The organism is Carnobacterium inhibens subsp. inhibens DSM 13024, assembly GCF_000746825.1.
Taxonomy (GTDB): domain Bacteria; phylum Bacillota; class Bacilli; order Lactobacillales; family Carnobacteriaceae; genus Carnobacterium_B; species Carnobacterium_B inhibens.
On sequence record NZ_JQIV01000006.1, the window covers coordinates 2,076,205 to 2,102,388 of the forward strand.

The following is a 26,184-nucleotide window of genomic DNA, read 5'->3' on the forward strand; positions in this document are numbered from 1 at the left end:
GATCGATTATTAAAAATGAAAGAAAATTTTTGGCAAGATTTACCGCGTCCGTTTTTTATATTGGCACCAATGGAAGATGTGACGGATGTTGTTTTTCGTCATGTAGTGAGTGAAGCAGGCAAGCCGGATGTGTTTTTTACAGAATTTACGAATACCGTAAGTTACTGTCATCCAGAAGGACGGGATAGCGTACGTGGGCGTTTGACGTTTACAGAAGATGAACAACCAATGGTCGCTCATATATGGGGAGACGAGCCAGAGTATTTCCGTCAAATGAGTATTGGTATGGCAGAAGAAGGCTTTAAGGGTATTGATATCAATATGGGATGCCCAGTACCGAATGTAGCAGGAAAAGGAAAAGGCAGTGGACTAATCCGCCGTTTTCAAGTTGCTGCAGATTTAATTCAAGCAGCAAAAGCTGGAGGGTTACCAGTAAGTGTCAAGACCCGTCTTGGATATGCAAATATCGATGAATGGCGTGATTGGTTGACACATGTTTTTGAACAAGATATTGCCAATCTTTCTATCCATTTGCGCACAAGAAAAGAAATGAGTAAAGGCAATGCTCACTGGGAAATGATTTCAGAAGTCAAAAAATTGCGTGATGAGATTGCTCCACAAACACTTTTAACCATTAATGGAGACATTCCGGACCGTGAAACAGGGTTGAAACTTGTTGAGGAATACGGTGTAGATGGCATTATGATTGGGCGAGGTGTATTTCATAACCCTTATGCCTTTGAAAAAGAGCCGAAAGAACATAGCAGCAAAGAATTATTGGAGCTTTTCAGATTGCATTTAGATCTTTTTGATCAGTATACTGTTGATGAACCACGTTCATTTAAACCTCTTCGTCGCTTTTTCAAAATATATGTTCGCGGCATTCGCGGAGCGAGTGATTTAAGAGTACAGTTAATGGAAACCGAAACAACAAATGGAGCACGGGCATTACTAGATGAATTTGAAGAAAAGAATCGAGATATTTTAGGAGAATAGAAGAGAGACAGCCTTTGTTTAAAGATGAAAGATTGAGCAGTTGAAGAATAGAGAAAGAATTCCTACGCATTTGATTTAGAAGTTCTTTTTAAATCTACTCTGTTTTGTTTTTCTCTTATCATCAGACCAATCATACTATGGATAAAGGTTTGTACTTTTCATTTAAAAGCTTTAAAATTTTCGAATTATTTTTTTATGTTATAATTATTTTGTTGACCTATTAGTCAAATTCTATAATAAATAAACCGTTAAAAACAAATTGATTATCGCATAAAGGTAGCATAATTGATTTGTTTTTTAATCGTATGAAACCTATTTTAGTAGAATAAATGCAAGCGTAAGAATTTAATTGAGAGTCATCTAATTGTGTCAGTGTCTTCAAGGATAACTTTTGTGTTAAGAGTAGTAATTTAATTATTTTTCCAAAAAAATAACAAACAAAAAAAATTGACCTTTATTGACCAAAAGAGTAAAATACAATTAGTAACTTGTTGAGTAAGTCTTTTAGTTACACAATAAAGGAATGTACATTTAAGGAGGAAGCAAATTATGAACTTAGTCCCTACAGTAATCGAGCAGTCATCCAGAGGTGAACGTGCTTATGATATTTATTCTCGTCTTTTAAAAGACCGCATTATTATGTTAAGTGGTCCAGTTGACGATGATCTTGCAAATGCTGTAATCGCTCAACTGCTATTTTTAGATGCACAAGATTCTGAAAAAGATATTTATATTTACATCAATTCTCCAGGTGGAAGCGTAACTGCCGGATTAGCAATTTTTGATACAATGAACTTTATTAAAGCTGATGTACAAACGATTGCAATGGGAATGGCTGCATCAATGGGAAGTTTCTTATTAACAGCCGGTACAAAAGGAAAACGTTACGCATTACCAAATGCTGAAATCATGATTCATCAACCATCAGGCGGATCACAAGGACAAGCTACAGAAATCGAAATTGCTGCTCGTCACATTTTAAAAACGCGTGAACGTTTAAACAAAATTTTATCTGAACGTACTGGTCAACCTATTGAAGTTATTCAACGTGATACAGACCGTGACAACTATATGTCTGCAGAAGATGCAAAAGCATATGGTTTGATTGATGAAATTATGGAAAACAGTTCATCATTAAGTTAAATAAAATAAACAACTTATGTATTTAAGACAAAGAGGTTGGGGCAAAAGTCCTAACCTCTTTGTTGTTTCCAAATGATTGTTCTAAAACGTGTAAAAAAAGACCCGTCCTTAAACGATTGTGATTTCATTCCCACTTCGGGTGTAACGAAAATAAGACAAATTCATTTAATTGATTGTTGCTTATCTGTATAATGAAGTTAATAAGCAATCGAAGGAGGATGTTTTGTGGATATTAGTACTATTAAAGCAGACAAAGTAAATACAACAGATGGAATAAAAATTGGAAATGAAGATGCACCTGTTAAAGTTATTGAATTTATTAACTTAAAATGCCCTTATTGTAAAATGTGGTATGCAGATTCAAAAGACCTATTAACAGAATACGTAGAAGGTGGAAAAGTCCAACGCATCATTAAACATTTTGATAAAGAGAAACCAAGTTTAAAAAAAGGTAATGTTGTTCATCAGTATTTAGATTATTCAAATCCAACAAAAGCTCTCGAAGAAATAGATTATTTTTTTGCACATCAAGACGAGTGGGGCAGCTTAGAAGAGTTGTCTGAGATTGAAACTTATGTTGAAGAGAAAAGGCAATTGAAGAAACAAACAAATGAGTTAGAGGCTCAAGGAATTATTAAAGAAGCTAATAATGCAAATGTTGTGTTTGTTCCTACAGTTTTTATTGAAGAACAAATTTTTGATGAACATATTACACAACACGAACTAAAAGAAATGATTGATTCACGTCTTTAGGAATCTGAGTAAAAAGCATAAAATCAACTATGAAAAAGACTTATCTTATTCACAATTAGTTATGAAGAATTTAATGAAAAACTTAGAAACTTAATAGTTGAAAGATAGTAGGATTACTGTTACAATTACTGGTGTGAGAGATGGTAATAGTGTCCTTTTGGATGCTATTGAGAATGATGAAAAAACAGAAACAGGAAACTGATAGTTTGATTTTCATTTTTGATTCTCTTGTTTTTTTAAGTAACAAGGGTCGCCGAACGACTAACGCGGTCACAAAGCGACCAACGTAGAAAGAGGTCGCTCATGCAAAATGTATTATCCGTTATCGAAGAAGTTATTCCAGATATCATGTATACACTTCAGAATCGTTACCACATTTTGCGCAATGTTTTTTTATTGGGTCCAGTAGGCAGAAGAGTCTTAGCTGATCGTATGGGAATCACTGAACGTGTTTTACGTACAGAGTCAGAAGGATTAAAGAAGCAAGGACTCATAAAAACTTCAAAAATGGGAATGGAATTAACTGAAAAGGGTGAAACCATTTACCACCAATTAGACCAGTTAATGGGTCAGTTATTGGGAATGAAAGAGAAAGAAAAACAACTTGCCTCTTATTTGGAGATCGAACACTGTGTAATTATTTCAGGTGACGTAGATGATCAACTGAAGTTACGTGAGGAAATAGGCCATGCTACATTGGAAGCTCTAGATTTTTTATTGCCGGAAGGCAATAATATTATTGCAGTAATGGGCGGTACGACTATGGCTGAAGTAGCAAGTCAAATGAATGAAACTCTTTCAAGAAAAAGAGAGTTGATTTTTGTCCCGGCTAGAGGTGGACTAGGAGAATCGGTTGATATTCAAGCGAATTCTATTAGCGCTTTAATGGCCCAAAAAACTGGCGGTGAAAACCGTGTTCTTTATGTACCAGAACAAGTAAGCGAAGAAACATACAAACCACTCTTACAAGAACCTGGAATAAAAAGGACTCTTAAGATGGTTGATGATGCTAATTGTGTTTTATATGGCATCGGAGACGCCATGCATATGGCTGAACGCAGAGGAATGAACGAAGAAGTTCTAGCTCTGATTAAAAAGAAAGCTGCAGTTGGAGAAGCTTTTGGAGAATTTTATAATCAGTCTGGTGAAGTGATTTATAAAATACCACGCATTGGGATGCAATCGAAAAACTTAGCAAATATTGCTAATGTGATTGCAGTAGCTGGCGGTAAATCCAAAGCTAAAGCAATTGAAGCCCACATGAAAAAAGCACCTCGCCATACTTGGCTCATCACAGATGAGGGTGCTGCTAATGAGATTTTAACAGGGATAACCCTTTAAAATAAATATATTGTACGATTCCTAAAGGAGGAAATCTATTTATGACAGTTAAAGTAGGTATTAACGGTTTTGGACGTATTGGTCGTCTTGCATTCCGTCGTATTCAAGAATTAGAAGGTATTGAAGTGGTAGCAGTTAACGATTTAACAGATCCAAAAATGCTAGCTCACTTATTAAAATATGATACAACACAAGGACGTTTCAACGGTGACGTTGAAGTTAAAGATGGCGCATTTACTGTTAATGGTAAAGACATCAAAGTTTTAAGCAACCGTAACCCAGAAGAACTTCCATGGGGAGAACTTGGAGTTGAAATCGTATTAGAATGTACTGGTTTCTTCACTACTCAAGAAGCTGCTGAATTACACATCAAAGCAGGAGCTAAAAAAGTTGTTATTTCTGCACCAGCTACTGGTAACATGAAAACAATCGTTTACAATGTAAACCACGAAACTCTTGACGGTTCTGAAACAGTTATCTCTGGTGCTTCTTGTACTACTAACTGTTTAGCTCCTATGGCTCAAGTACTAAATGACAAATTTGGTATTGAATTAGGATTAATGACTACTATCCACGCTTACACAGGTGACCAAAACACATTAGATGCTCCACATCCAAAAGGCGACTTCCGTCGTGCTCGTGCTGCAGCAGCTAACATCATTCCTAATACAACTGGTGCTGCTAAAGCAATCGGTGAAGTATTACCAGAATTAAAAGGTAAATTAGATGGAGCTGCACAACGTGTTCCTGTTGCTGCTGGTTCATTAACTGAATTACAAACTGTATTAAAAACTAAAGTAACTGCTGAAGAAGTAGATGCAGCAATGAAAGCAGCAGCTAACGAATCTTACGGATATACTGAAGACGCAATCGTTTCTTCTGATATCTTAGGAATGTCATTCGGTTCATTATACGATGCAACTCAAACTAAAGTTATCACTGTTGGTGACAAACAAATCGTTAAAACTGTTGCTTGGTATGATAACGAAATGTCATACACTTCACAATTAATTCGTACTTTAGAATACTTTGCTAAATTAGGTTAATCTTTAAAAGAGACTTAAATTAGGATAGAAAATAATAAAAGCGGGGAGGCAGCGCGCTTCCTCGCTTTTCTTTTTTCAAAGATTAGTATTTACACATAATTGCTCGATACAGGAGGAATCTTTAATGGTGAAAAAAGTTGTAACTGATTTAGATTTAAAAGGTAAAAAAGTTTTAGTGCGTGCAGACTTTAATGTTCCAATGAAAGACGGCGTTATTACTAATGACAACCGTATTCAAGCAGCCTTACCAACTATTCAATATGTTATTGAACAAGGTGGGAAAGTTATTTTATTCTCTCACTTAGGTAAAGTGAAAACTGAAGAAGATAAAGAAGGCAAAAGTTTACGCCCAGTCGCTGAACGCTTAAGCGAATTGTTAGAAAAAGACGTTACATTTGTACCTGAAACACGTGGAGAAAAATTAGAAAGTGCTATCGACGGCTTAAACGCTGGTGATGTATTAGTATTTGAAAACACACGTTTTGAAGATATTGATGGTAAAAAAGAAAGCAAAAATGATTCTGAACTTGGCAAATACTGGGCAAGCTTAGGCGACGTTTTCGTTAATGATGCATTTGGTACAGCTCACCGTGCACATGCTTCTAACGTAGGAGTTGCTTCAAACCTTGAATCAGCTGCTGGTTTCTTAATGGATAAAGAAATCAAATTTATCGGTGGCGCTGTTGATGAACCTAAACGTCCGTTTGTGGCTATTTTAGGTGGAGCAAAAGTTAGTGATAAAATTGGTGTTATCGAAAACTTATTAAGCAAAGCTGATAAAGTTCTTATCGGTGGCGGAATGACTTACACTTTCTATGCTGCTAAAGGCATCGAAATCGGTAAATCATTAGTTGAAGAAGATAAAATCGAATTAGCTAGAACATTGATCGAAAAAGGTGGAGACAAATTAGTCTTGCCAATCGATTCTGTTACTTCTCCAGAATTCAGCAATGACACACCAACTGAAGTTCATGATGGTGCTGTACCAGCTGATCAAATGGGTCTTGATATTGGACCAAAAACAATTGAATTATTCACTAAAGAATTACAAGGTGCTAAAACAGTTGTTTGGAACGGACCAATGGGTGTATTTGAAATGTCTAACTTTGCTCAAGGAACAGTTGGTGTTTGTGAAGCAATCGCTAATTTAACTGAAGCAACAACAATTATTGGTGGAGGAGACTCTGCAGCTGCAGCAATGCAATTAGGTTTTGCAGATCAATTCACTCACATCTCTACAGGTGGCGGAGCTTCATTAGAATACCTTGAAGGTAAAGAACTTCCAGGTGTAGCATCTATTTCAGACAAATAAAATAGTTCAATTAGAGAAAGGAAGTTAGTTATGCGTAAACCAATTATTGCCGGTAACTGGAAAATGAATAAAACAGCTGCTGAAGCTGCTGAATTTGTAGAAGCAGTTAAAACAAAAATCCCTTCTTCTGAACAAGTAGATTCAGTTGTGGGAGCTCCTGCTTTATTTTTACAATCTTTAGTTAAAGCATCAGAAGGAACAGAATTAAAAATCGCTGCTCAAAACAGCTACTTTGAAGAAGCTGGAGCATTTACAGGAGAAATTAGTCCTGCTGCTTTAGGAGACTTAGGAGTAAATTACGTTATCATTGGTCACTCTGAACGTCGTGAGTTTTTCCACGAAACAGACGAAGAGATCAATAAAAAAGCACATGCTATTTTCAAAAATGGTATGGTTCCAATCATTTGCTGTGGTGAAACGTTAGAACAACGTGAAGCTGGAGAAACAAATGAATGGGTAAGCGGACAAGTTAAAGCGGCAATTGCTGGATTAACTGAAGGTCAAGTAGCTGAATCAATCATTGCTTACGAACCTATCTGGGCAATCGGAACTGGTAAATCTTCTACTTCTAAAGATGCAAATGATACTTGTGCAGTTATTCGTCAAGCAATCGCAAAAGAAGTTTCTCAAGATGCTGCTGATGCAGTACGTATTCAATACGGTGGTAGTGTAAAACCTGAAAATATTGCTGAATACATGGCTGAATCAGATATTGATGGAGCTTTAGTAGGAGGAGCAAGTTTAGAAGCAGAATCGTTCTTAGCGTTATTGGAGGCTGTTAAATAATGACAAAAGCACCAGTAGCCATCATTATTCTTGATGGATTAGGATGGCGTCATGAAGTTATGGGAAATGCCGTAGCTCAAGCTAAAAAACCATATTTTGATCATCTATTAGAAAAATACCCTCATAGCACATTAAAAGCTTCTGGATTAGATGTAGGTCTTCCAGAAGGTCAAATGGGGAATTCTGAAGTAGGGCATACAAATATTGGAGCAGGACGTATTGTGTATCAAAGCTTAACTCGTATTGACAAAGCAATTCAAGACGGTGAGTTCCAAACAAATCCTGTTTTGAGTGATGCAATGGACAGCACAATTAAACAACAATCTAATTTACATTTGTTTGGATTATTATCAGATGGTGGAGTGCACAGTCACATCAATCATTTGATTTCATTAATCAAAACAGCTAAAGAAAAAGGCGTGCCGAACATTTATGTTCATGCTTTCCTTGATGGACGTGATGTATCTCCTAATTCTGGTATTAACTATGTTAAACAATTAGAAGAAGCAATCAAAGAAATCGGAGCAGGTGAAATTGCAACTATTTCTGGACGTTTTTACGCAATGGATCGTGACAAACGTTGGGAACGGGTTGAAAAAGCCTACAACGCTATTGCTCATGGCGAAGGCGAAAAAGCAACTAGTGCACTAGAAGCCGTTCAAACAAGCTATGATAATGAAAAATTTGATGAGTTTGTATTGCCGACAGTTATTGAAAAAGACGGAAAACCTGTAGCAACGCTACAAGACAATGATTCTATCATTTTCTTCAACTTCCGTCCTGACCGTGCAATTCAATTATCAAATGCCATTACCGATGACGAATGGGAATTCTTTGATCGTGGACAAAGAGCTAAAAATCTTAAACTTGTTACGATGACAATGTATAATCCAAGCATTAAAGCTGAAATAGCTTTTCCTCCAGTTGCATTGAAAAATGTTATTGGTGAAGTTCTTTCAGATAAAGGCCTTTCACAATTGCGTATTGCGGAAACTGAAAAGTATCCACATGTTACCTTCTTTATGAATGGTGGACGTAATGAAGAATTTCCAGGCGAAAATCGTATCTTGATTCCATCTCCAAAAGTGGAAACATATGATTTGAAACCTGAAATGAGTGCTTATGAAGTAACGGATGCTTTAGTGGCAGATATCGAAGCGGATAAACACGATGCGATTATCTTAAACTTTGCTAACCCGGATATGGTTGGACACTCAGGTATGCTTGAACCAACAATCAGAGCTATTGAAGCTGTTGATGAAAACTTAGGTCGTGTGATTGATGCGATTACTGCTAAAGGCGGATATGCTATTATCTTTGCCGATCACGGTAACGCAGATACAATGACTACACCTGAGGGTAAACCGCATACTGCTCATACAACTGTTCCTGTTCCTGTAATCGTAACTAAAGAAGGCGTTACATTACGTGAAGATGGACGTTTAGCTGATATTGCACCAACAATGCTAGACTTGTTAAACATTGAAAAACCAGTTGAAATGACTGGAGAATCTTTGATTCAAAAATAAAATTTGTACCGTATCAAACTAAACTTTTTGAAAAAAGTGACTATAAGAAAGCTGCAGACTTCCCATATTCATTCAAGTAAATAAGTTTAGAAAAATAAACCGGCAAGATAAAACTTAAAGTGTTTGCAATTGACGGTCAAACTCACTAAAATGTAGCTATGGGCAAAGCCCTGGCACTAAAAATTTTGTATACTCAAAGGAGAGAAATTAAATGCCATTTATTACAGATATTTTAGCTCGTGAAGTATTAGACTCACGCGGTAACCCAACAATCGAAGTAGAAGTTTACACAGAAAGCGGAGCATTTGGCCGTGGAATGGTACCATCTGGTGCATCAACTGGAGAACATGAAGCACATGAATTACGTGACGAAGACAAATCTCGTTACTTGGGAAAAGGTGTTTTGAAAGCAGTAGAAAACGTGAATAACGTTATTGCTGAAGCTCTTATTGGATTTGACGTTCGCGATCAAATGGCAATTGACAAAACAATGATCGAATTAGACGGAACTCCAAACAAAGCTAAATTAGGTGCTAACGCTATCTTAGGTGTTTCTATCGCTGTAGCACGTGCTGCTGCTGATTACCTAGATGTTCCTTTATACCAATACCTAGGAGGCTTCAATACTAAAGTATTGCCAACTCCTATGATGAACATCATCAATGGTGGATCTCACTCAGATGCTCCAATCGCATTCCAAGAGTTCATGATCTTACCAGTTGGAGCTCCAACATTTAAAGAAGCATTACGTTGGGGAGCTGAAATTTTCCACGCATTGAAATCAATCTTAAAAGCTCGCGGATTAGAAACATCTGTTGGGGATGAAGGTGGATTTGCACCTCGTTTTGACGGAACTGAAGATGGAGTAGAAACTATTCTTGAAGCAATCAAAAAAGTTGGTCTTGAACCAGGTAAAGATGTTTATCTAGGTTTTGACTGTGCTTCTTCAGAATTCTACGAAGACGGTATCTACAACTACGCTAAATTCGAAGGTGAAAATGGTGCTAAACGTACTGCTGCTGAACAAGTAGACTACTTGGAAGAATTAGTAAGCAAATACCCAATCCTTTCTATCGAAGATGGTATGGATGAAAATGACTGGGATGGTTGGAAACTATTGACTGAACGCTTAGGCGATAAAGTTCAATTAGTTGGTGACGATTTATTCGTTACAAACACTGAAATCTTGTCTAAAGGTATTTCAGAAAATATTGGTAACTCAATCTTAATCAAAGTTAACCAAATCGGTTCATTAACAGAAACATTTGATGCAATTGAAATGGCTAAAAAAGCTGGTTACACTGCTGTAATCTCTCACCGTTCTGGTGAAACTGAAGATTCAACTATTGCTGATATCTCAGTAGCTACAAATGCTGGTCAAATTAAAACTGGTTCATTAAGCCGTACTGACCGTATTGCTAAATACAACCAATTGTTACGTATCGAAGATCAATTAGGCGACTTAGCTGTATACGAAGGCTTACAAGCTTTCTACAACCTAAAAAATAAATAAGAATGTAGTTTTGTAAATTCTTAAAAAAGTAAAACCGTTTATCCGTTGAGGCAACGCAACTGATAAACGGTTTTTTTTATGAAAAGTGAACAAAAAATGAACAATAATCTTAATTTTGATACACAATTTTTACTGTATCAAAATTTGTGATACAAATTGGTCTATTTATGATAAAATGTAAGCGATTGACACTATAAGAAAGCAGGTAACTAAATGAAAAGAAAAGATTTAGTTTATCAGTTTGTTAAACAGCACACGGAAAACCTTACGAGTGATGAGATTGAGTTTGGTTCAGGAATTACGACAATTGAAATTTCTGAAGCATTGAATATTATTCGCAACAACGTAAGTAAGGAACTCAACCTTTTAGTTCGCGAAGGTAAAATAACAAAACTTGAAGGCAGACCTGTGCGATATGTTGACAGCAGTTGCTTAAAATGGAAACCACTAACTACGATCGTAAAGTCCTATAAAGATGAAACATTGATCAAAAAAGATCCTTTATTAGAACAAAAAGAGGATGCTAGAAAAAATGATCATAATTTATTTGAATACATGATTGGTTCAAATGGAAGCTTAAAAAATCAAATGGAACAAGCAAAAGCTGCAATATTTTATCCGCCAAAAGGATTAAACAGTTTGATTATTGGGCCGACTGGTTCAGGAAAAACTTTCTTTGCTAATGCGATGTATCAATATTCGCAAGATAAAGGAATTATCGAACCAAATCAATCCTTGATTATTTTTAACTGTGCAGACTATTCGCAAAACCCGCAGTTATTGATGTCCCATTTATTTGGGCATGCTAAAGGGGCCTATACAGGAGCTACAGAAGCAAAAGATGGTTTGCTGTTGAAAGCAGATAACAATATGTTGTTTCTAGATGAAATCCATCGGTTACCTCCTGAAGGTCAAGAAATGCTGTTTTATTTTATGGATACAGGAACTTTTCAGCCTATGGGAGAAACAGAAAAAAGGGTATCCGCTAAAGTCAGAATTATTTGTGCAACAACAGAAGACCCGAATTCAGCGTTACTAAAGACCTTTGTAAGACGTATTCCTGTTACAATTCAGTTGCCAGCTTTCAATGATCGTCCAGCAAATGAGCGAGTCAAATTGCTTAAATTACTGTTGTCGATTGAAGCAAAACGCATTGACAAAAGAATCGTAGTCGATGAAAATGTTGTTAAAGCTTTGCTGGGAAGTGTAACTTATGGAAACATTGGTCAGCTGAAATCCAGTATTCAATTAGCTTGTGCCAAAGCATTTTTAAATAGTATGGACAATACTGAAGAAATGCTGATCAACATAGAAGGATTAACAGGAGAACTGCAAGAAGGGCTGATCAATATTGCCCGGAACCGTGAGGAATTGAATGAGATTTCTAATTATCTCGAACCGCTGATGGTCATTCATCCTAAAGATTCCGTATATATTTTGGATCAAGATTCTTACGAACTGCCTTTTAATTTATATGAGATTATTGGCGATAAAGCTGTGATGCTTAAAGATGAAGGGTTAAATCAAGATGACATTGAGAACTTTATTACCACTGATATCAATCTTCATTTAAAATCTTTTTATAAAACGAATCAATTGTCTCCCAATAACGAGCAGAACTTAAAAGATATTGTGGAACAAGAAGTTATTACATTGACTAAAGAAGTTTGGAAAATGGCCGAAGAACATTTAGGATACCATTTCAAACAAAACTTTTTATATGCTATGAGTTTACATCTAAGTTCATTTATCAAGCGATCTAAAGAAGGCTTTGTTCAAATAAAACAAAATAGTGAATTAGATAAGTTGATTTTAAGTTATCAAAAAGAATACGAAGTAGCTATTATGATCAAGAATCATATGAAAGAAAACTATCAAATCATTGTTCCAGAGGTGGAATGTTGGTACCTAACGATGTTGCTAGTGTCTTTAAAAGAGCCAAACAACTTAGGCGATGTAGGTATTGTTGTTGCGGCACACGGACGTTCAACAGCTACAAGTATGGTTCAAGTTGTCGCTAAATTATTAGATGTAAAAAATATCGCTGCTGTAGATATGCCTTTAGATATGAGTCCGCAACAAGCCTATATATTAGTGTTAGAAGCAATTCAAAATGTTGATGCAGGCAAAGGTGTATTATTATTAGTAGATATGGGTTCCTTGACGACTTTTGGCGTGAAAGCTATGAGAGACACAGATATAGCGGTGCAAACGTTAGATATGGTGACAACTCCTCTTGTACTAGAAGCTGCACGTAAAACCTCATTAATGGATAACCAGCTAGATGAAATTTATTGGTCTTTAAAAAACTTTAGAGGATACAGCAATCTTCCTGAAGATAAACTAGTTGTTTTATCGCCAACTAGACAAGAAGAAATCAATAAACCAAAAGCAATTATTACGATTTGTTCTACAGGTGAAGGAACAGCTGTCAGAATAAAAGAACGTATGGAAAGTCTGCTGGAAGATTTTATTGATGAAACAATTGAGATTTTTACGATTTCTTTAATTGGTATGGATGAAGAGGTGCAAAAAATTGCTCAAGAGTATCAAATATTAGCTACCGCTGGAGTGGCTAAACCAACGTTGGATGCTCCGCATCTAACATTAGAAGAATTGTTCCAGTCTTCAGGGGACAAAAGAGTTAGACAAGTGATCTTAGACTATCAATACGCTGAAGGAAATTATGCTGAATCAATGGATACAAAACAACTTTGTGAGGAGTATTTAGCTACTTACTTTACCTTCCTTAATCCGCGTAAGTTTATTGATATTCTTTGGAATTACACTGAAGTTATTGAAGAGAAATTAGATAAAACACTTAGCAACAGTGTCCAAATAGGTCTTTTAATGCATGTAGCTGGTGTTATTGAACGAGTATTGTTTAGAGACCCTCTTAGCAAATCAAGCGAAACGATCGATGAAAGTTCGATTTATTACCAAGCGGTTAATGAAGCTAACTCATTACTAGAAAACCAATTGAATATAACTATTCCTGACTCTGAAATAGTTTATATTGTAAAAATAGTCGATGAACAGTAAGACGGATTAAACACAGAATAAAGAGAGTATCGATACACAAAAAACAGTGTGTCAATGCTCTTTTTATACTTGTTGTTCCCTTAATGCTGAAAAAAGATACAGTGAAATGGGCATGAAGTTTTCATATAAAAACAGTATATAGACCAGAAAGAATGGTATAAGCTGTTTATAATTTTAACCTATGATAAGGAGAATGATTTACCATGACAATGGAAATTCGATTGGCTCGTATTGATGATCGATTGATTCACGGTCAAGTTGCAACCGTATGGGCAAAAGAAACAAAAGTAAACCGAATTTTGGTAGTAAGTGATGAAGTCGCAAAAGATATGTTAAGAAAAACATTATTAAAACAAGCTGCTCCTCCAGGTGTTCATACAAACGTTATTACGATTGATAAAATGATTGCCATTTTTAATGACCCTAAATTTGATAGTTTCAAAACAATGTTATTGTTTACTAATCCTTATGATGCTAGAAGAGTAGTTGAAGGTGGAGTAGTCTTAAAATCCATCAATATTGGTGGGATGAGTTTTTCAGAGGGGAAAAAGATGATCACAAATGCCGTTGCAGTGAATAACCAAGATATAAAAGACTTGAAGTATTTAAGCAATCAAGGAATCGAGTTAGAGATACGTAAAGTAGCAGCGGACAGTAAAGTTTATATGATGGATTTATTGAAAAAAGAAAAAATGATATAACCTCTAGTCAAATAGGTTTGTTTATTCTAATTGCAGTCATTTTGGATAAATGGATCTATGACTTTTAGTGTGGATAGATTAGAGTATGTTTTAATACTAGTTTGACGAAAGGAAAATAGCCACTAAACAGACAAAGGCACGATAAACTATTGCGAGTTTATCATACCGTCTTGTTGCAAGAGGCCCAACTGTTTCGAAAATGGACCGATTTGACAATGATATGGGAAATTACTGTCGCTTTCAACGGAGAATCTTATTTAAGTTGGGGTATTGAACCTTGATTGGACTAACTCAGAACCGTTTACTGTTTGAGTAGACGCAATAAGCTTTAATTCGATTAACTCAGAATCGTATTCCGTTTGAGTAGACACAATAAGCTATAATTCGGTTAACTCAGAACCGTTTTTCATTTGAGTAGGCATAATAAGCCATAATTCGATTAACTCAGAACCGTTTACCGTTTGAATAGACGCAATAAGCTATAATTCGGTTAACTCAGAACCGTTTTCCATTTGAGTAGACGCAATACGATTTAGTTCGACCAATTTAGAATAGGATACCAGTTGAATGGATCAAATCTAAGAGATAATACCATTCTTTCCATTAACATTCATCTTAGAGAATGTGTCAAATAATTAAAAAAAAGAACGGTATAGGGGTAAAGTTGTTCCTATACCGTTCTTTTTTTTGCTCAGTTATAAAAAAATCAAATTTGTCTTTTTAAATAACAAAATACTGGTATAATTAAAATTAGATTAATTTTTATAATACATTATTAGGAGCGGATTAAAATGGAACGAGTTTTCAATTTTTCAGCAGGACCAGCTATCATGCCGGTGCCTGTATTAAAAATCATTCAAAAAGATTTATTATCTTATCAAGGCAGTGGTATGTCGGTAATGGAATTGAGTCACCGCTCCTCTTTATTTCAATCCATTATAAATGATGCAGAATCACTTTTACGTGAATTAATGGAAATTCCTTCAAATTATAAAGTATTATTTCTTCAAGGTGGAGCGAGTTTGCAATTTACGATGGTACCATTAAATTTAGGGAAAAATAAAGTAGCCTATGTTGATACTGGAAGCTGGTCTAAAAAAGCCATAGAAGAAGCTCAAAAAGTAGAAGGCTTAACAGTAGACGTTATTGCTAGTTCTAAAGAAAATCATTATGCTAAAAATCCTATTATTCCTTTAGTTGATAAAGAATATGACTATTTACACATAACAACGAATAATACTATTGAAGGAACGGCTTTTTTGAACATTCCAACTAATATAAATGTTCCTGTAGTTGCGGATATGTCTTCTAATATTTTATCGAGCAGTTACAATGTCTCTGATTTTGGATTAATTTATGCTGGTGCTCAAAAAAATATTGGCCCTTCTGGTTTGACGGTCGTTATTATTCGTGAGGATTTAATGGAGCAAAAGAATCAGTTACCTGCAATGTTGGATTATAAAGTTCAAACAGATAATGGTTCTATGTACAATACGCCGCCGACTTTTGCGATTTATGCTGCAAAATTAATGTTTGAGTGGCTAAAAGAATTAGGCGGTGTTGCAGAGATAGAAAAAATTAATCGAACAAAAGCTGAATTGCTTTATGAAGCTATTGAAAACTCAACATTGTATCGTTCTCCAGTGTCTGCAGAGTCACGTTCCTTGACCAATATTCCATTTCTGACTGGAAAAGAAGAGTTGGACAAATTATTTATCATACAAGCTGAAAGTAAAGGATTTATGAATTTAAAAGGTCATCGCTCAGTAGGTGGAATGAGAGCCAGTTTATATAATGCTTTTCCATTAGAAGGTGTAAAAGCATTGGTTGCTTTTATGAAAGAATTTGAAGCAAACGTAGGAGGAGTATAAGATGTACACTATTAAAACGTATAATGCTATAGCAGAAGAAGGCCTAAAAAAGTTTAATATAGAAAATTATCAATTAAATCAAACGGATGATCCGGATGGGATAGTACTAAGAAGTCAAAATCTTCATGATATGAAGTTTTCAAGTCAGTTAAAGGCCATTGCACGTGCGGGTGCCGGTACGAATAATATCCCTATACAAGAGTGCACTGAAAAAGGCATCGTTGTTTTTAATACACCAGGAGCTAATGCAAATGCGGTAAAAGAATTGGTATTAGCTAGCCTGTTATTAGCGGTTCGTCCAATAATTGAAGGTGTAGAGTGGGTAAAAACACTTGAAGGACCAGATGTAGATAAAAAAGTAGAGGCAGAAAAAAAACGCTTTGTAGGAAGTGAACTAGCAGGCAAGCAATTAGGGGTTATCGGTTTAGGATCAATTGGTGCGATGGTAGCAAATGATGCTTATCGTTTAGGGATGGACGTTGTTGGCTATGATCCTTATGTTTCAGTTGATACGGCTTGGAGTATCTCTAGCAGGGTAAAACGGGTACTGTCTATTGAAGAAGTATTGACAACTTCAGACTATATAACTGTCCATGTTCCTCTGTTAGATTCAACCCGAGCAATGATTAGTGCTGAGAAGCTGGCTTTAATAAAAAAGGAAGCCGTTTTATTGAATTTTGCTCGCGGCGAATTAGTAGATCTGGATGCAGTTATTTCTGCTCTTAAAAATGGACAACTAAAAAGCTATTTGACCGATTTTGCTGATGAGCGTCTGATTGAGATGGATAATGTGGTCGTGTTGCCTCATTTAGGCGCTTCAACCGAAGAAGCGGAAATCAATTGTGCCAAAATGGCTTCAAAGACATTAAAGTATTTCTTAGAAACTGGAAACATCGTTCATTCTGTCAATTTTCCGACAGTAGAGATGGTTCTTAATTTTCCACTTCGTTTAGCAATTATTAATCGAAATATCACCAATATGGTAGCGCAGATGTCTATTGGGTTAGCTGAATATGGTGTAAATATCGTGAATATTATGAATAAAAGCCGCGGAGATTATGCATATACATTAATTGATATCGAATCTATTCCAGAAGAGAAATTAATGGATATCGTGAATAGAATAAAAAGTGTCGCAGGTATTTTAAGCGTTCGAGTAATAAAAAATGAGAGCATAAAGTAGGAGGAGAAATCATGGTGAAAATCAAACCTTTTAAAGCTATCCGTCCAGAACCAACGTATGCCGGAGACATAGCCTCTCTTCCTTATGATGTGCTGAGCACAAAAGAAGCACGAATACTAGGGGATCAGAATGAAAAATCTTTTTTACACATTGATAAAGCAGAAATAGATTTAGCTGAAGAAAACTCTCCATATGCAGAAGAAGTGTATCTAAGAGCGGTAAGCAATTTAAAAGAGTTCTTAAAAAAAGAGTGGCTGGTACAGGATCAGCAGGAACAATTCTATCTGTATCAATTGACCATGAATGGACGTTCACAGATGGGACTAGTAGTCTGTGCATCGATTGAAGATTATCTAGAAAACAATATCAAAAAGCATGAATTTACACGTGAAGAAAAAGAATTGGACCGCATTCGGCACGTCGATGCAACAGATGCGAATACAAGTCCAATATTTTTAACTTACCGGGATGAAGAAGCCGTCAATACACTGATTGAACAATGGGTAGCAGACCATGCGCCTGTTTATCATTTTTCTAGTTTCCATTCTGTTGAACATAAAGTATGGGTAATTGATCAATCAATTATTATTGATCAGTTAAGACAACTATTTGAACAAAATGTAACAGAATTGTACATTGCTGATGGGCATCATCGAACAGAATCAGCTGTTAAAGTAGCTTTAAAAAGAAAAGAAGCATCTCCTAATGCATCAATTGAAGAAGAATTTAATTACTTTTTAGCTGTCCTTTTTCCAAAATCGCAATTGGCTATTTTAGATTATAATCGAGTAGTAAATGAAGTGATTCCAGAAGATTTTTTAGAAAAGTTAGCGAATAAATTTGATGTTGAAAAAGTATCTTCTAGTTATAAACCGGTACAGACAAAAACAATGGGAATGTACTTAAAAAAGGAATGGTACAAATTAACGATAAAACCAGATTTTATGTCAGATGACCCAGTAAAAGGGCTGGACGTTTCGCTTTTACAAGAATATGTCTTGACGCCATTATTCGATATCAAAGATATTCGAACAGATAAACGAATCGATTTTATTGGTGGAATCAGAGGAATGGAAGCATTAAGTGAGGCTGTTGATAATGGACAGTTTACAGTAGCTTTTTCAATGTATCCGACAAAAATCGACGAATTGATACGAGTTGCGGATAGTGGAAAAGTATTGCCTCCAAAATCAACTTGGTTTGAACCGAAATTGTTAAGTGGTTTATTTATCCATGATCTTGAAAGTAACTAAATAGTAGCAAATCATTAGGGAAGAACTTCTTTATTTTCTAGTAATTTACTATTTTTTATGTTAGAGTTAGGGGTAGAAGAAACGGTAGACAGGAGGGCAATGAAATTGTACGATACACTTTTAATTGCTGAACTAATTATTTCAGTTTTACTTATTATTGTAGTCGCTATGCAACCTACAAAAACAAACAATGCTGCTAGTGCATTTACTGGCGGGGCTGAACAGTTATTTGGGAAACAAAAAGCACGTGGATTTGAAGCAGTATTGCAACGTGCTACAGTAGTACTCGGAATATTATTCTTTGCGTTGGCACTTGCTCTTGCTTATATAGCAATTCATTAATGAACTTAGTGAAGCTACCTGAAAACTTCAGGTAGCTTTTTTTTCTAAAAAAAATATTTTTATCCAGACTAAATAGGGTAATTTTTTTAAAAAAGTCGTTTATAGTGTTTGAGTATGAAAAAATGAAGATTTACAGTAAAATAGTAGAATAAAGACTTACAAGAAACGAGGAGTAGAAATGGCAATACACTCATTTTTTTTTGAAAAGGGTCCTCAAGCAGTAATCTTGATGCATGCGTATTCCAGCACACCCAATGATGTACGAATGTTGGCAAGAGCCTTAGAGAAGGAAAATTATACGGTCTATGCGCCTTTATTTAATGGGCACGGAACAGATGATCCCGAAGATATTTTAGCAGCATCTCCAAAAGATTGGGTAAGAGATGCAAAAGAAGCTATCCACTTCCTAAAAGAAAAAGGGTATCAAGAAATAGCCGTTTTTGGGTTATCTTTAGGCGGCATAATCGCAACAAAAATGCTGGTTGATAGTGAACCGATAGTGGCAGGTGGAACATTTTGTTCACCAGTTGTAAACTTTCACAGTGAAAATAATGTTAAAGAAGCATTTTTAACATTAGTACGAATAATGAAAAAGAAAGCAGGTTATTCGGAACTAGAGATAAATGACCGGATGCCAGAAGTAGAACGTAAATTAACAAATCAATTAACTGAATTAAACGAATTAACCAAATCAATGGGAAATCAGTACAGTGAGATAAAGAAACCAGTTTTTATCGCGCAAGCTGGTCAAGACGAAATGATCAACCCGGAGCTTTCTATAGCTTTTAAAGAGTCATTGAAACAAGCTCCTGTGGTAGATTTTCATTGGTATGAAGACAGTAAACATGCTGTAACCGTGGGTGTAGATCGTAAAGCGTTGCAAACAGATGTCAGCAGCTTTTTAAAACAGTTAGATTGGAATGGAGGATAAAAAATGAATGACAAAAAAACACTAAAAGAAGCTATTTTAGTTTTTATGAACGAACAAAAGAAAGTTTCATTTCAAGTCAGCGATATTAGTGAAGGAATGGGTATGACTAGTGCCGCAGATTTTAAAATACTTGTCAGTTCATTAGCTGAAATGGAACGAGAGGGCAAACTATTTTTAAATAAAAAAGGTCATTTTAAACTACCAAGCAATGATCCTGTCTTAACAGGTATTTTCAGAGCTAGTGATCGAGGATTTGGATTTGTAGCAATTGAGGATGAAGACAAAGATATCTATATTCCGCCTAATATGACCAACTATGCATTAGATGGAGATAAAGTTACAGTCGATATTATTAAACCTGCGGAACCGTGGTCAGATAAAGGTGCAGAAGGAAAAATAAAAGCGATTGTGGAACGCAATTTTACTCAATTAGTGGGTGAATTTTATGCTTACAGTGAAGAAGGAATCGAAGAAACAGGTTTGTATGGATACATTGACCCTCAAGATAAAAAAATAACGGATTTTAGAGTCTTTATTGAAGCAGAGGGCATCAAACCAGTTGACGGATCCATTGTTGTTGTTGAGATTACTTTGTATCCAGATGACGAATTTCCTAGAAGTATGCAAGGGTTAGTTAAAAAAGTCGTAGGACATATAAATGATCCAGGAATCGATATTTTAACGATTGTATACAAACATGGTATTTTAACTGAATTTTCAAAAGAAGCATTACAACAAGCGGATGAAGTTCCGGAGAAAATTAGTGAAGCGGATTTTTCGGGACGCCGTGATTTAAGAAATGAAGTTTTGGTAACGATAGATGGAGAAGATGCAAAAGACTTAGATGATGCAGTTGGATTGAAACGATTAGATAATGGAAATTACCATCTTGGTGTTCATATTGCAGATGTTTCCTACTATGTAACCGAAAATAGTCCTTTAGATGCTGAAGCATTTGAAAGAGGAACGAGTGTGTATCTGACAGATCGAGTGATACCAATGATTCCGCAACGTTTGTCTAACGGGATTTGTTCTTTAAATCCTAATGTAGACCGTCTAGCTATGAGTTGTGAAATGGAAATTACACCTGAAGGAGAAATCGTGGGACATGAAATCTTCCAAAGTGTGATCAAAACAACGAAACGAATGACTTATACAGAAGTCAATCAAATAGTGACAGATAAAAATCCAGTAACACGTGAAGAATACAGTGATTTAGTAGACATGTTTGAATTAATGGAAACATTGCATCATACACTTGAGAAAAAACGCAAGTCTCGTGGTGCTATTGATTTTGATACAAAAGAAGCAAAAATTATCGTTGATCCTGAAGGCAAACCATTAGATATCGTATTAAGAGAACGCGGCGTAGGGGAACGATTGATTGAGTCTTTTATGTTGGCTGCTAATGAAACAGTATCTGAACATTTTACTAGAATGGAAGTTCCTTTAATTTATCGTGTCCATGAACAACCTGATAGTGACCGCATGCAAAAATTCATGGAGTTTGTTACAGCATTTGGAATCACGATAAAGGGTACCAGTCAGGATGTTTCACCTAAGACTTTGCAAAAAGTAGTGAACAGCGTAAAAGGAAAACCCGAAGAACAAGTTGTTTCGACAATGATGTTAAGAAGTATGAAGCAAGCCAAATATGATGTAGAGCCATTAGGTCATTTTGGGTTAGGTGCAGAATTTTATTCTCACTTCACTTCTCCGATTCGCCGTTATCCAGATTTGATTTTACATCGTTTGATCCGTTCTTATGGAGAAAACGGAACGGGTTCTGCTCAAAAAGAAAAATGGGCAAATCGTTTACCGGATATTGCAGTCGAAACGTCAAAAGCAGAACGTCGTGCTGTTGATGCTGAGAGAGAAACAGATGCATTGAAGAAAACAGAGTATATGGCTGATAAAGTTGGCGAAATCTATGAAGGAATCATTGGTTCAGTCTTGAAATTTGGTATATTCGTTGAATTGCCGAATACGGTTGAAGGTCTGGTTCATATTTCAAATATGAAAGACGATTATTTCAACTACATCGAAGAACAAATGATGCTTGTAGGAGAACGAACTGGTGTGGTTTATCGCATCGGTCAAAAAGTTAAAGTGAAAATAACAAAAGCAGATCCTGAAACACGTGAGATCGACTTTGAATTAGTCCCAGATCCAGATGCGCCTAAATATGATGGACCAAAACGTTCAACGCAAGGCAGAGGTCGTGGAAATAGTCAAAGACGCGGGAAAGAAAACGGGTCAAGAGATAGTTTTTCTGCTTACAAACCGAAATCAAAAGAAAAAGATAAAAAGAAAAGCAAACCTTTTTACAAAGATGTAGCGAAAAAGAAGAAACCTAAAAAGAAAAAATAACGAAGTTTGAATGCGTTAGGAGGCTATTATAAATGCCAAAAGGTTCAGGTAAAGTACTTGCACAAAATAGAAAAGCAAGCTATGATTTTTCAATATTAGATACAGTAGAAGCTGGGGTAGTATTGCAAGGAACAGAGATCAAGTCTATTAGAGCAGGTCGAATCAACTTAAAAGACGGCTATGCTAAGATTCAGAATGGTGAGATTTATTTACACAATGTTCATATCAGTCCTTATGAACAAGGTAATCAGTTTAATCATGATCCATTAAGAACGAGAAAATTATTGATGCATAAAAAACAAATCATGCGTTTGCTAGGAGAAACAAAATCTAGCGGAAACACATTGATTCCATTAAAAGTTTATTTAAAAGATGGTTATGCAAAAGTATTGATTGGGTTAGCTAAAGGGAAGAAAAAATACGATAAGCGTGAAGATTTGAAACGAAAAGATCAAAAACGCGAGTTAGATCGTGCCTTAAGATCAAGATAATAGATGCTGCTTTATCAAAGTCTTTACTGTTGACTTTGATAAAGTAAGTAATGTAAAGTGAGTCTAAGAAATGAATGGCTTTTAAAAATTAAAAGTGAAAGAAGGACTACTCATGTCTGTTTATGATTATACGGTGAATGAAATTGGTGGGGAAGAAGTTTCACTATCAAAATACAAAGGAAAAGTTTTAGTAATTGTGAATACAGCAACGGAATGTGGGCTGGCTCCTCAATTAGAAAGTTTGGAAAAATTGTATCAAACGTATAAAGATCAAGGACTAGTTGTATTGGGTTTTCCTTCAAACCAGTTCATGAATCAAGAGCCTCGTGAAGGAGAGGAAATTGCTAGCTTTTGTCAGAAAAATTTTGGCGTGTCCTTTCAACTACACGAAAAAATATTATTAAATGGAAAAAAGGCAGATCCACTTTATCAATACTTGACTTCAGAAACAGGTAATAAAAAAATCAAATGGAATTTCACTAAATTCTTGATTGGTCGAGACGGAGAAATCATCAAACGATTTGGCTCAACAACTCAACCTGAAAAAATGGAAACAGATATAGCCGATGCAGTAGCAAATGGCTAACCAAATACTAAATGGGTCTTAGACAAACTGTCTTAGGCCCTTTTATTACTTTATAGCTCTATTAAAAAATGTGATAACTCTAAAGGAAAGGCCTTAGAACTAAAAAGAATGCACAAAGCAAAAAAATGATATAATGATTTGGTATACATTATAAAGGGGTGAGAGTCATGGACTTAACTAAAAAGTACTTAAATTTATTAGCTAAAGAATATCCTACTATTGGAGACACAACTACTGAAATTATTAACTTAGAAGCGATTATGAATTTGCCTAAAGGTACAGAGCATTTTGTTAGCGATGTTCATGGAGAATATGAAGCTTTTCAACATGTGCTAAGAAATGGATCAGGCAATATAAAAGAGAAAATCAAAGAAATTTTTCATAATCGTTTAAGTCAAAAAGAAATGAACAGCTTAGCAACATTAATCTATTATCCAGAAAATAAAATTCGTTTAGTCTGTAGTGAATTCGAAGATCAAGAAGAAGTAGATGAATGGTATAGGTTGACGTTGTCACGTTTGATTGAATTATGTGTATTCGTAGCTTCCAAGTACACGCGATCAAAAGTCCGTAAGGCTTTGCCCAATGAATTTGCTTATATCATTGAAGAATTGTTATCCAAAGACGGAAATGGCTATACTAACAAAGAAGATTATTATAGTGAAATTATTGGCAGTATTATTTTATTAGATAGAGGGTCTGAGTTTATTACAGCTATTTCTTATCTTATTCAACGTCTTGTAGTAGATCAGCTCCATGTAGTCGGTGATATTTATGATAGAGGCCCTTACCCAGATAAAATCATTGATACCTTGATAGAACACCATTCGGTTGATGTTCAATGGGGCAATCACGATATTTTGTGGATGGGAGCGGCAAGTGGATCAGCGGTTTGTATTGCAAATGTTCTACGGATCAGTGCTCGCTATGATAATTTAGAAATTATTGAAGATGCTTATGGCATTTCATTACGCCAATTGCTTACATTTGCCGAAATGACTTATCCAGAAGACTTGAACAGCTGTTTTTATCCTAAAATAGACCCTGATAAAGAAGATTATTTTGAAGATGAAGTACGTCAAATTACTAAAATGCATCAAGCAATCTCAGTGATCCAATTTAAACTTGAAGGAGAAATTATCAAGCGTCACTCTGAGTTCCAATTAGATCACCGCTTGTTGTTAAGCGATATCGATTACGAAAAAGGAACCATTACAATCAAAGGTACAGAGTATCCTTTATTAAATACAAATTTTCCGACGATTGATCCAGCTGACCCTTATACCTTAACACCAGAAGAAGAACTAGTAGTTGAAAAACTGGTTACAGCTTTTAAAAACTGCGAACGGCTTCAAAAACATATTGCTTACTTATATCGCAAAGGCAGTATGTATCTGACCTATAATGATAATTTATTGTTCCATGGTTGTATGCCATTGACTGAAGATGGAGAATTTATGGGGATGGAGATTCAAGGAGAACAGTATGCCGGCAGAAAGTTGTTGGATAAATTTGAAGAAGTTTTACGAAAAGGATATTTAAATAAAGATCATAAAGATAATGAAAAGTATTTAGATTATGTTTGGTATCTATGGACGGGACCGGTCTCTTCTCTTTTTGGAAAAGACCAAATGACGACCTTCGAACGGTATTATGTTGCCGATAAAGCTACACATGAAGAAAAGAAAAATGCGTATTACAAGATGCGAAATGATGAAAAAACATGTGAAAAAATTCTGAACGAATTTGGATTAGATCCTCTTAAAGGTCACATCATTAATGGGCATACACCAGTGAAAGAAAAGCGTGGAGAAGATCCAATTAAAGCAAATGGACGTATCATTGTGATCGACGGTGGATTCTCAAAAGCTTACCAAGGTACCACTGGTTTAGCAGGGTATACACTTTTATACAATTCGTATGGAATGGTTTTAGTCTCACACCAACCATTTACTTCTGTCAGTGAGGCAATTGAAAACGAAATAGATATCATGTCTACAAGAAGAGTTATCGACCGAGAACTAGATCGGAAAAAAGTAAGAGAAACCGATGTCGGCAAAGAATTGACTAAGCAAGTAAGCGATTTGAATGCACTATTGGCTGCTTACCGTAATGGGGACATTATTGAAAAAACTAGACAAAATCATACTGTTCTTAAGTAATGACCAATGGGTTAACAGAATGTTTACGTAAAACTAAACGGATAGTTACAATATCTCTCGGCTTTTTTGGTACAATTAAGAAGGATAAGAAAAGAATAGTTACCAATAGTGTACTGGAGGAGATTTTTTATGGAAGAAGGATGCACTTTTTATTTTGTCCGTCATGGGCAAACATACTTTAATCATTATAGAAGAATGCAAGGTTGGTCTAACACACCTTTAACACCTGAAGGACGAGAAGATGTCCGCAGCAGTGGAAGAGGATTAGCAGATGTAGCATTCGATGCTGCTTATACAACTGACTTGAGTCGTACGATTGAAACGGCAACCATTATTTTAGAAGAAAATAAAAAAGGAAAAGAAATGACGCTGCATCCTATGCCGGAGTTTCGAGAAGTTTTCTTTGGTTCTTTTGAAGGAAATGATGTAGATGAAACATGGGGAAAAGTGAATGAGTTAATGGGTTACTCAAGTGTAGCTGAGATGTGGGCTGAAACGTCTATCCCTGAGCAGATGAATGCTTTTAAAGAAGCAGATCCATATCATGACGCTGAAGACTTTTTAACATTTTGGTTAAGAGTCGAACAAGGGTTGATTAAGTTAATCGATAAACACCGTGATACAGGTGATAAAGTTATGATCGTAGCGCATGGAAATACAATTCGTTACTTACTGAATAACTTGGTTCCAGAACTAGAAAACCCACAACCTTTATTAAATGCAAGTGTTTCAGTGGTTAAATACTACAACGGAAGATACCATTTAGAAGCCTATAACGAAGTGGGGCACTTTAAAAATTTAGAAAACTAAATAAATATTAGATTTACAAAAAG

21 protein-coding genes are annotated in these 26,184 nt (G+C 35.6%); all 21 read left to right on the top strand.

The window, feature by feature from the left end; genetic code table 11:
• Positions 1–15 precede the first annotated feature (15 nt).
• Positions 16–996, top strand: a complete 981-nt coding sequence (locus BR65_RS11125) for a tRNA dihydrouridine synthase (RefSeq protein ID WP_034538208.1) — start codon at positions 16–18, stop codon at positions 994–996.
• 549 nt (positions 997–1,545) lie between these two features.
• Positions 1,546–2,139: an ATP-dependent Clp endopeptidase proteolytic subunit ClpP gene (clpP, locus tag BR65_RS11130; RefSeq protein ID WP_023176861.1), complete on the top strand. Its 594-nt coding sequence runs from the start codon at positions 1,546–1,548 to the stop codon at positions 2,137–2,139.
• A gap of 225 nt (positions 2,140–2,364) precedes the next feature.
• Positions 2,365–2,892, top strand: coding sequence for a DsbA family protein (locus BR65_RS11135; RefSeq protein ID WP_023176862.1), 528 nt, complete (start codon positions 2,365–2,367; stop codon positions 2,890–2,892).
• A 303-nt stretch (positions 2,893–3,195) separates the two neighbouring features.
• A complete protein-coding gene (locus BR65_RS11140; protein WP_023176863.1) occupies positions 3,196–4,233 on the top strand; it encodes a sugar-binding transcriptional regulator in 1,038 nt (345 codons plus the stop codon).
• Positions 4,234–4,274: 41 nt separating this feature from the next.
• On the top strand, positions 4,275–5,279 hold the full coding sequence (gene gap / locus BR65_RS11145; protein ID WP_007721489.1) for a type I glyceraldehyde-3-phosphate dehydrogenase: 1,005 nt from the start codon (positions 4,275–4,277) through the stop codon (positions 5,277–5,279).
• Between the two features lie 124 nt (positions 5,280–5,403).
• Complete coding sequence (locus BR65_RS11150; protein ID WP_034538209.1) at positions 5,404–6,591, top strand: phosphoglycerate kinase; 1,188 nt, start codon at positions 5,404–5,406, stop codon at positions 6,589–6,591.
• Positions 6,592–6,621: 30 nt separating this feature from the next.
• A complete protein-coding gene (tpiA, locus tag BR65_RS11155) occupies positions 6,622–7,377 on the top strand; it encodes a triose-phosphate isomerase (protein WP_023176866.1) in 756 nt (251 codons plus the stop codon).
• Positions 7,377–8,906, top strand: coding sequence for a 2,3-bisphosphoglycerate-independent phosphoglycerate mutase (gpmI, locus tag BR65_RS11160; RefSeq protein ID WP_034538210.1), 1,530 nt, complete (start codon positions 7,377–7,379; stop codon positions 8,904–8,906). Before tpiA ends, gpmI begins: the two co-directional genes overlap by 1 nt.
• A 211-nt stretch (positions 8,907–9,117) precedes the next feature.
• Positions 9,118–10,419, top strand: a complete 1,302-nt coding sequence (gene eno, locus BR65_RS11165) for a phosphopyruvate hydratase (protein ID WP_034538211.1) — start codon at positions 9,118–9,120, stop codon at positions 10,417–10,419.
• A 213-nt stretch (positions 10,420–10,632) separates the two neighbouring features.
• Positions 10,633–13,461, top strand: a complete 2,829-nt coding sequence (locus tag BR65_RS11170) for a sigma-54-dependent transcriptional regulator (protein WP_034538214.1) — start codon at positions 10,633–10,635, stop codon at positions 13,459–13,461.
• Positions 13,462–13,664: 203 nt separating this feature from the next.
• The gene (locus tag BR65_RS11175) at positions 13,665–14,162 is read left to right on the top strand and encodes a mannose/fructose/sorbose PTS transporter subunit IIB (RefSeq protein WP_034538215.1); all 498 of its coding nucleotides are present in this window, start codon (positions 13,665–13,667) and stop codon (positions 14,160–14,162) included.
• A 791-nt stretch (positions 14,163–14,953) separates the two neighbouring features.
• A complete protein-coding gene (gene serC, locus BR65_RS11180) occupies positions 14,954–16,033 on the top strand; it encodes a 3-phosphoserine/phosphohydroxythreonine transaminase (RefSeq protein WP_034538216.1) in 1,080 nt (359 codons plus the stop codon).
• A 1-nt stretch (position 16,034) separates the two neighbouring features.
• Positions 16,035–17,216, top strand: coding sequence for a 3-phosphoglycerate dehydrogenase family protein (locus BR65_RS11185; RefSeq protein WP_023176875.1), 1,182 nt, complete (start codon positions 16,035–16,037; stop codon positions 17,214–17,216).
• Positions 17,217–17,227: 11 nt separating this feature from the next.
• Positions 17,228–18,469, top strand: a complete 1,242-nt coding sequence (locus BR65_RS11190) for a DUF1015 domain-containing protein (protein ID WP_034538218.1) — start codon at positions 17,228–17,230, stop codon at positions 18,467–18,469.
• A 105-nt stretch (positions 18,470–18,574) separates the two neighbouring features.
• On the top strand, positions 18,575–18,811 hold the full coding sequence (secG, locus tag BR65_RS11195) for a preprotein translocase subunit SecG (RefSeq protein ID WP_034538220.1): 237 nt from the start codon (positions 18,575–18,577) through the stop codon (positions 18,809–18,811).
• 178 nt (positions 18,812–18,989) lie between these two features.
• The gene (locus tag BR65_RS11200; RefSeq protein ID WP_034538221.1) at positions 18,990–19,742 is read left to right on the top strand and encodes an alpha/beta hydrolase; all 753 of its coding nucleotides are present in this window, start codon (positions 18,990–18,992) and stop codon (positions 19,740–19,742) included.
• 3 nt (positions 19,743–19,745) lie between these two features.
• Positions 19,746–22,112: a ribonuclease R gene (gene rnr, locus BR65_RS11205; protein ID WP_034538223.1), complete on the top strand. Its 2,367-nt coding sequence runs from the start codon at positions 19,746–19,748 to the stop codon at positions 22,110–22,112.
• 32 nt (positions 22,113–22,144) lie between these two features.
• On the top strand, positions 22,145–22,603 hold the full coding sequence (gene smpB / locus BR65_RS11210) for an SsrA-binding protein SmpB (protein ID WP_034538225.1): 459 nt from the start codon (positions 22,145–22,147) through the stop codon (positions 22,601–22,603).
• A gap of 112 nt (positions 22,604–22,715) precedes the next feature.
• Positions 22,716–23,189: a glutathione peroxidase gene (locus BR65_RS11215; protein WP_034538226.1), complete on the top strand. Its 474-nt coding sequence runs from the start codon at positions 22,716–22,718 to the stop codon at positions 23,187–23,189.
• Positions 23,190–23,356: 167 nt separating this feature from the next.
• Complete coding sequence (locus BR65_RS11220) at positions 23,357–25,351, top strand: fructose-bisphosphatase class III (protein WP_034538227.1); 1,995 nt, start codon at positions 23,357–23,359, stop codon at positions 25,349–25,351.
• A 129-nt stretch (positions 25,352–25,480) separates the two neighbouring features.
• Positions 25,481–26,161: a histidine phosphatase family protein gene (locus BR65_RS11225; protein ID WP_023176882.1), complete on the top strand. Its 681-nt coding sequence runs from the start codon at positions 25,481–25,483 to the stop codon at positions 26,159–26,161.
• Positions 26,162–26,184: the final 23 nt, after the last annotated feature.

What these genes read in the sequence shown, in the direction of transcription:
- BR65_RS11150 (WP_034538209.1), top strand. Translation starts at nt 5,404, where the DNA reads ATGGTGAAAAAAGTTGTAACTGATTTAGATTTAAAAGGTAAAAAAGTT.
- BR65_RS11225 (WP_023176882.1), top strand. Translation starts at nt 25,481, where the DNA reads ATGGAAGAAGGATGCACTTTTTATTTTGTCCGTCATGGGCAAACATAC.
- gap (WP_007721489.1), top strand. Translation starts at nt 4,275, where the DNA reads ATGACAGTTAAAGTAGGTATTAACGGTTTTGGACGTATTGGTCGTCTT.
- BR65_RS11200 (WP_034538221.1), top strand. Translation starts at nt 18,990, where the DNA reads ATGGCAATACACTCATTTTTTTTTGAAAAGGGTCCTCAAGCAGTAATC.
- BR65_RS11220 (WP_034538227.1), top strand. Translation starts at nt 23,357, where the DNA reads ATGGACTTAACTAAAAAGTACTTAAATTTATTAGCTAAAGAATATCCT.
- serC (WP_034538216.1), top strand. Translation starts at nt 14,954, where the DNA reads ATGGAACGAGTTTTCAATTTTTCAGCAGGACCAGCTATCATGCCGGTG.
- eno (WP_034538211.1), top strand. Translation starts at nt 9,118, where the DNA reads ATGCCATTTATTACAGATATTTTAGCTCGTGAAGTATTAGACTCACGC.
- BR65_RS11125 (WP_034538208.1), top strand. Translation starts at nt 16, where the DNA reads ATGAAAGAAAATTTTTGGCAAGATTTACCGCGTCCGTTTTTTATATTG.
- rnr (WP_034538223.1), top strand. Translation starts at nt 19,746, where the DNA reads ATGAATGACAAAAAAACACTAAAAGAAGCTATTTTAGTTTTTATGAAC.
- BR65_RS11140 (WP_023176863.1), top strand. Translation starts at nt 3,196, where the DNA reads ATGCAAAATGTATTATCCGTTATCGAAGAAGTTATTCCAGATATCATG.
- BR65_RS11190 (WP_034538218.1), top strand. Translation starts at nt 17,228, where the DNA reads ATGGTGAAAATCAAACCTTTTAAAGCTATCCGTCCAGAACCAACGTAT.
- smpB (WP_034538225.1), top strand. Translation starts at nt 22,145, where the DNA reads ATGCCAAAAGGTTCAGGTAAAGTACTTGCACAAAATAGAAAAGCAAGC.
- gpmI (WP_034538210.1), top strand. Translation starts at nt 7,377, where the DNA reads ATGACAAAAGCACCAGTAGCCATCATTATTCTTGATGGATTAGGATGG.
- BR65_RS11175 (WP_034538215.1), top strand. Translation starts at nt 13,665, where the DNA reads ATGACAATGGAAATTCGATTGGCTCGTATTGATGATCGATTGATTCAC.
- BR65_RS11185 (WP_023176875.1), top strand. Translation starts at nt 16,035, where the DNA reads ATGTACACTATTAAAACGTATAATGCTATAGCAGAAGAAGGCCTAAAA.
- BR65_RS11215 (WP_034538226.1), top strand. Translation starts at nt 22,716, where the DNA reads ATGTCTGTTTATGATTATACGGTGAATGAAATTGGTGGGGAAGAAGTT.
- tpiA (WP_023176866.1), top strand. Translation starts at nt 6,622, where the DNA reads ATGCGTAAACCAATTATTGCCGGTAACTGGAAAATGAATAAAACAGCT.
- BR65_RS11170 (WP_034538214.1), top strand. Translation starts at nt 10,633, where the DNA reads ATGAAAAGAAAAGATTTAGTTTATCAGTTTGTTAAACAGCACACGGAA.
- clpP (WP_023176861.1), top strand. Translation starts at nt 1,546, where the DNA reads ATGAACTTAGTCCCTACAGTAATCGAGCAGTCATCCAGAGGTGAACGT.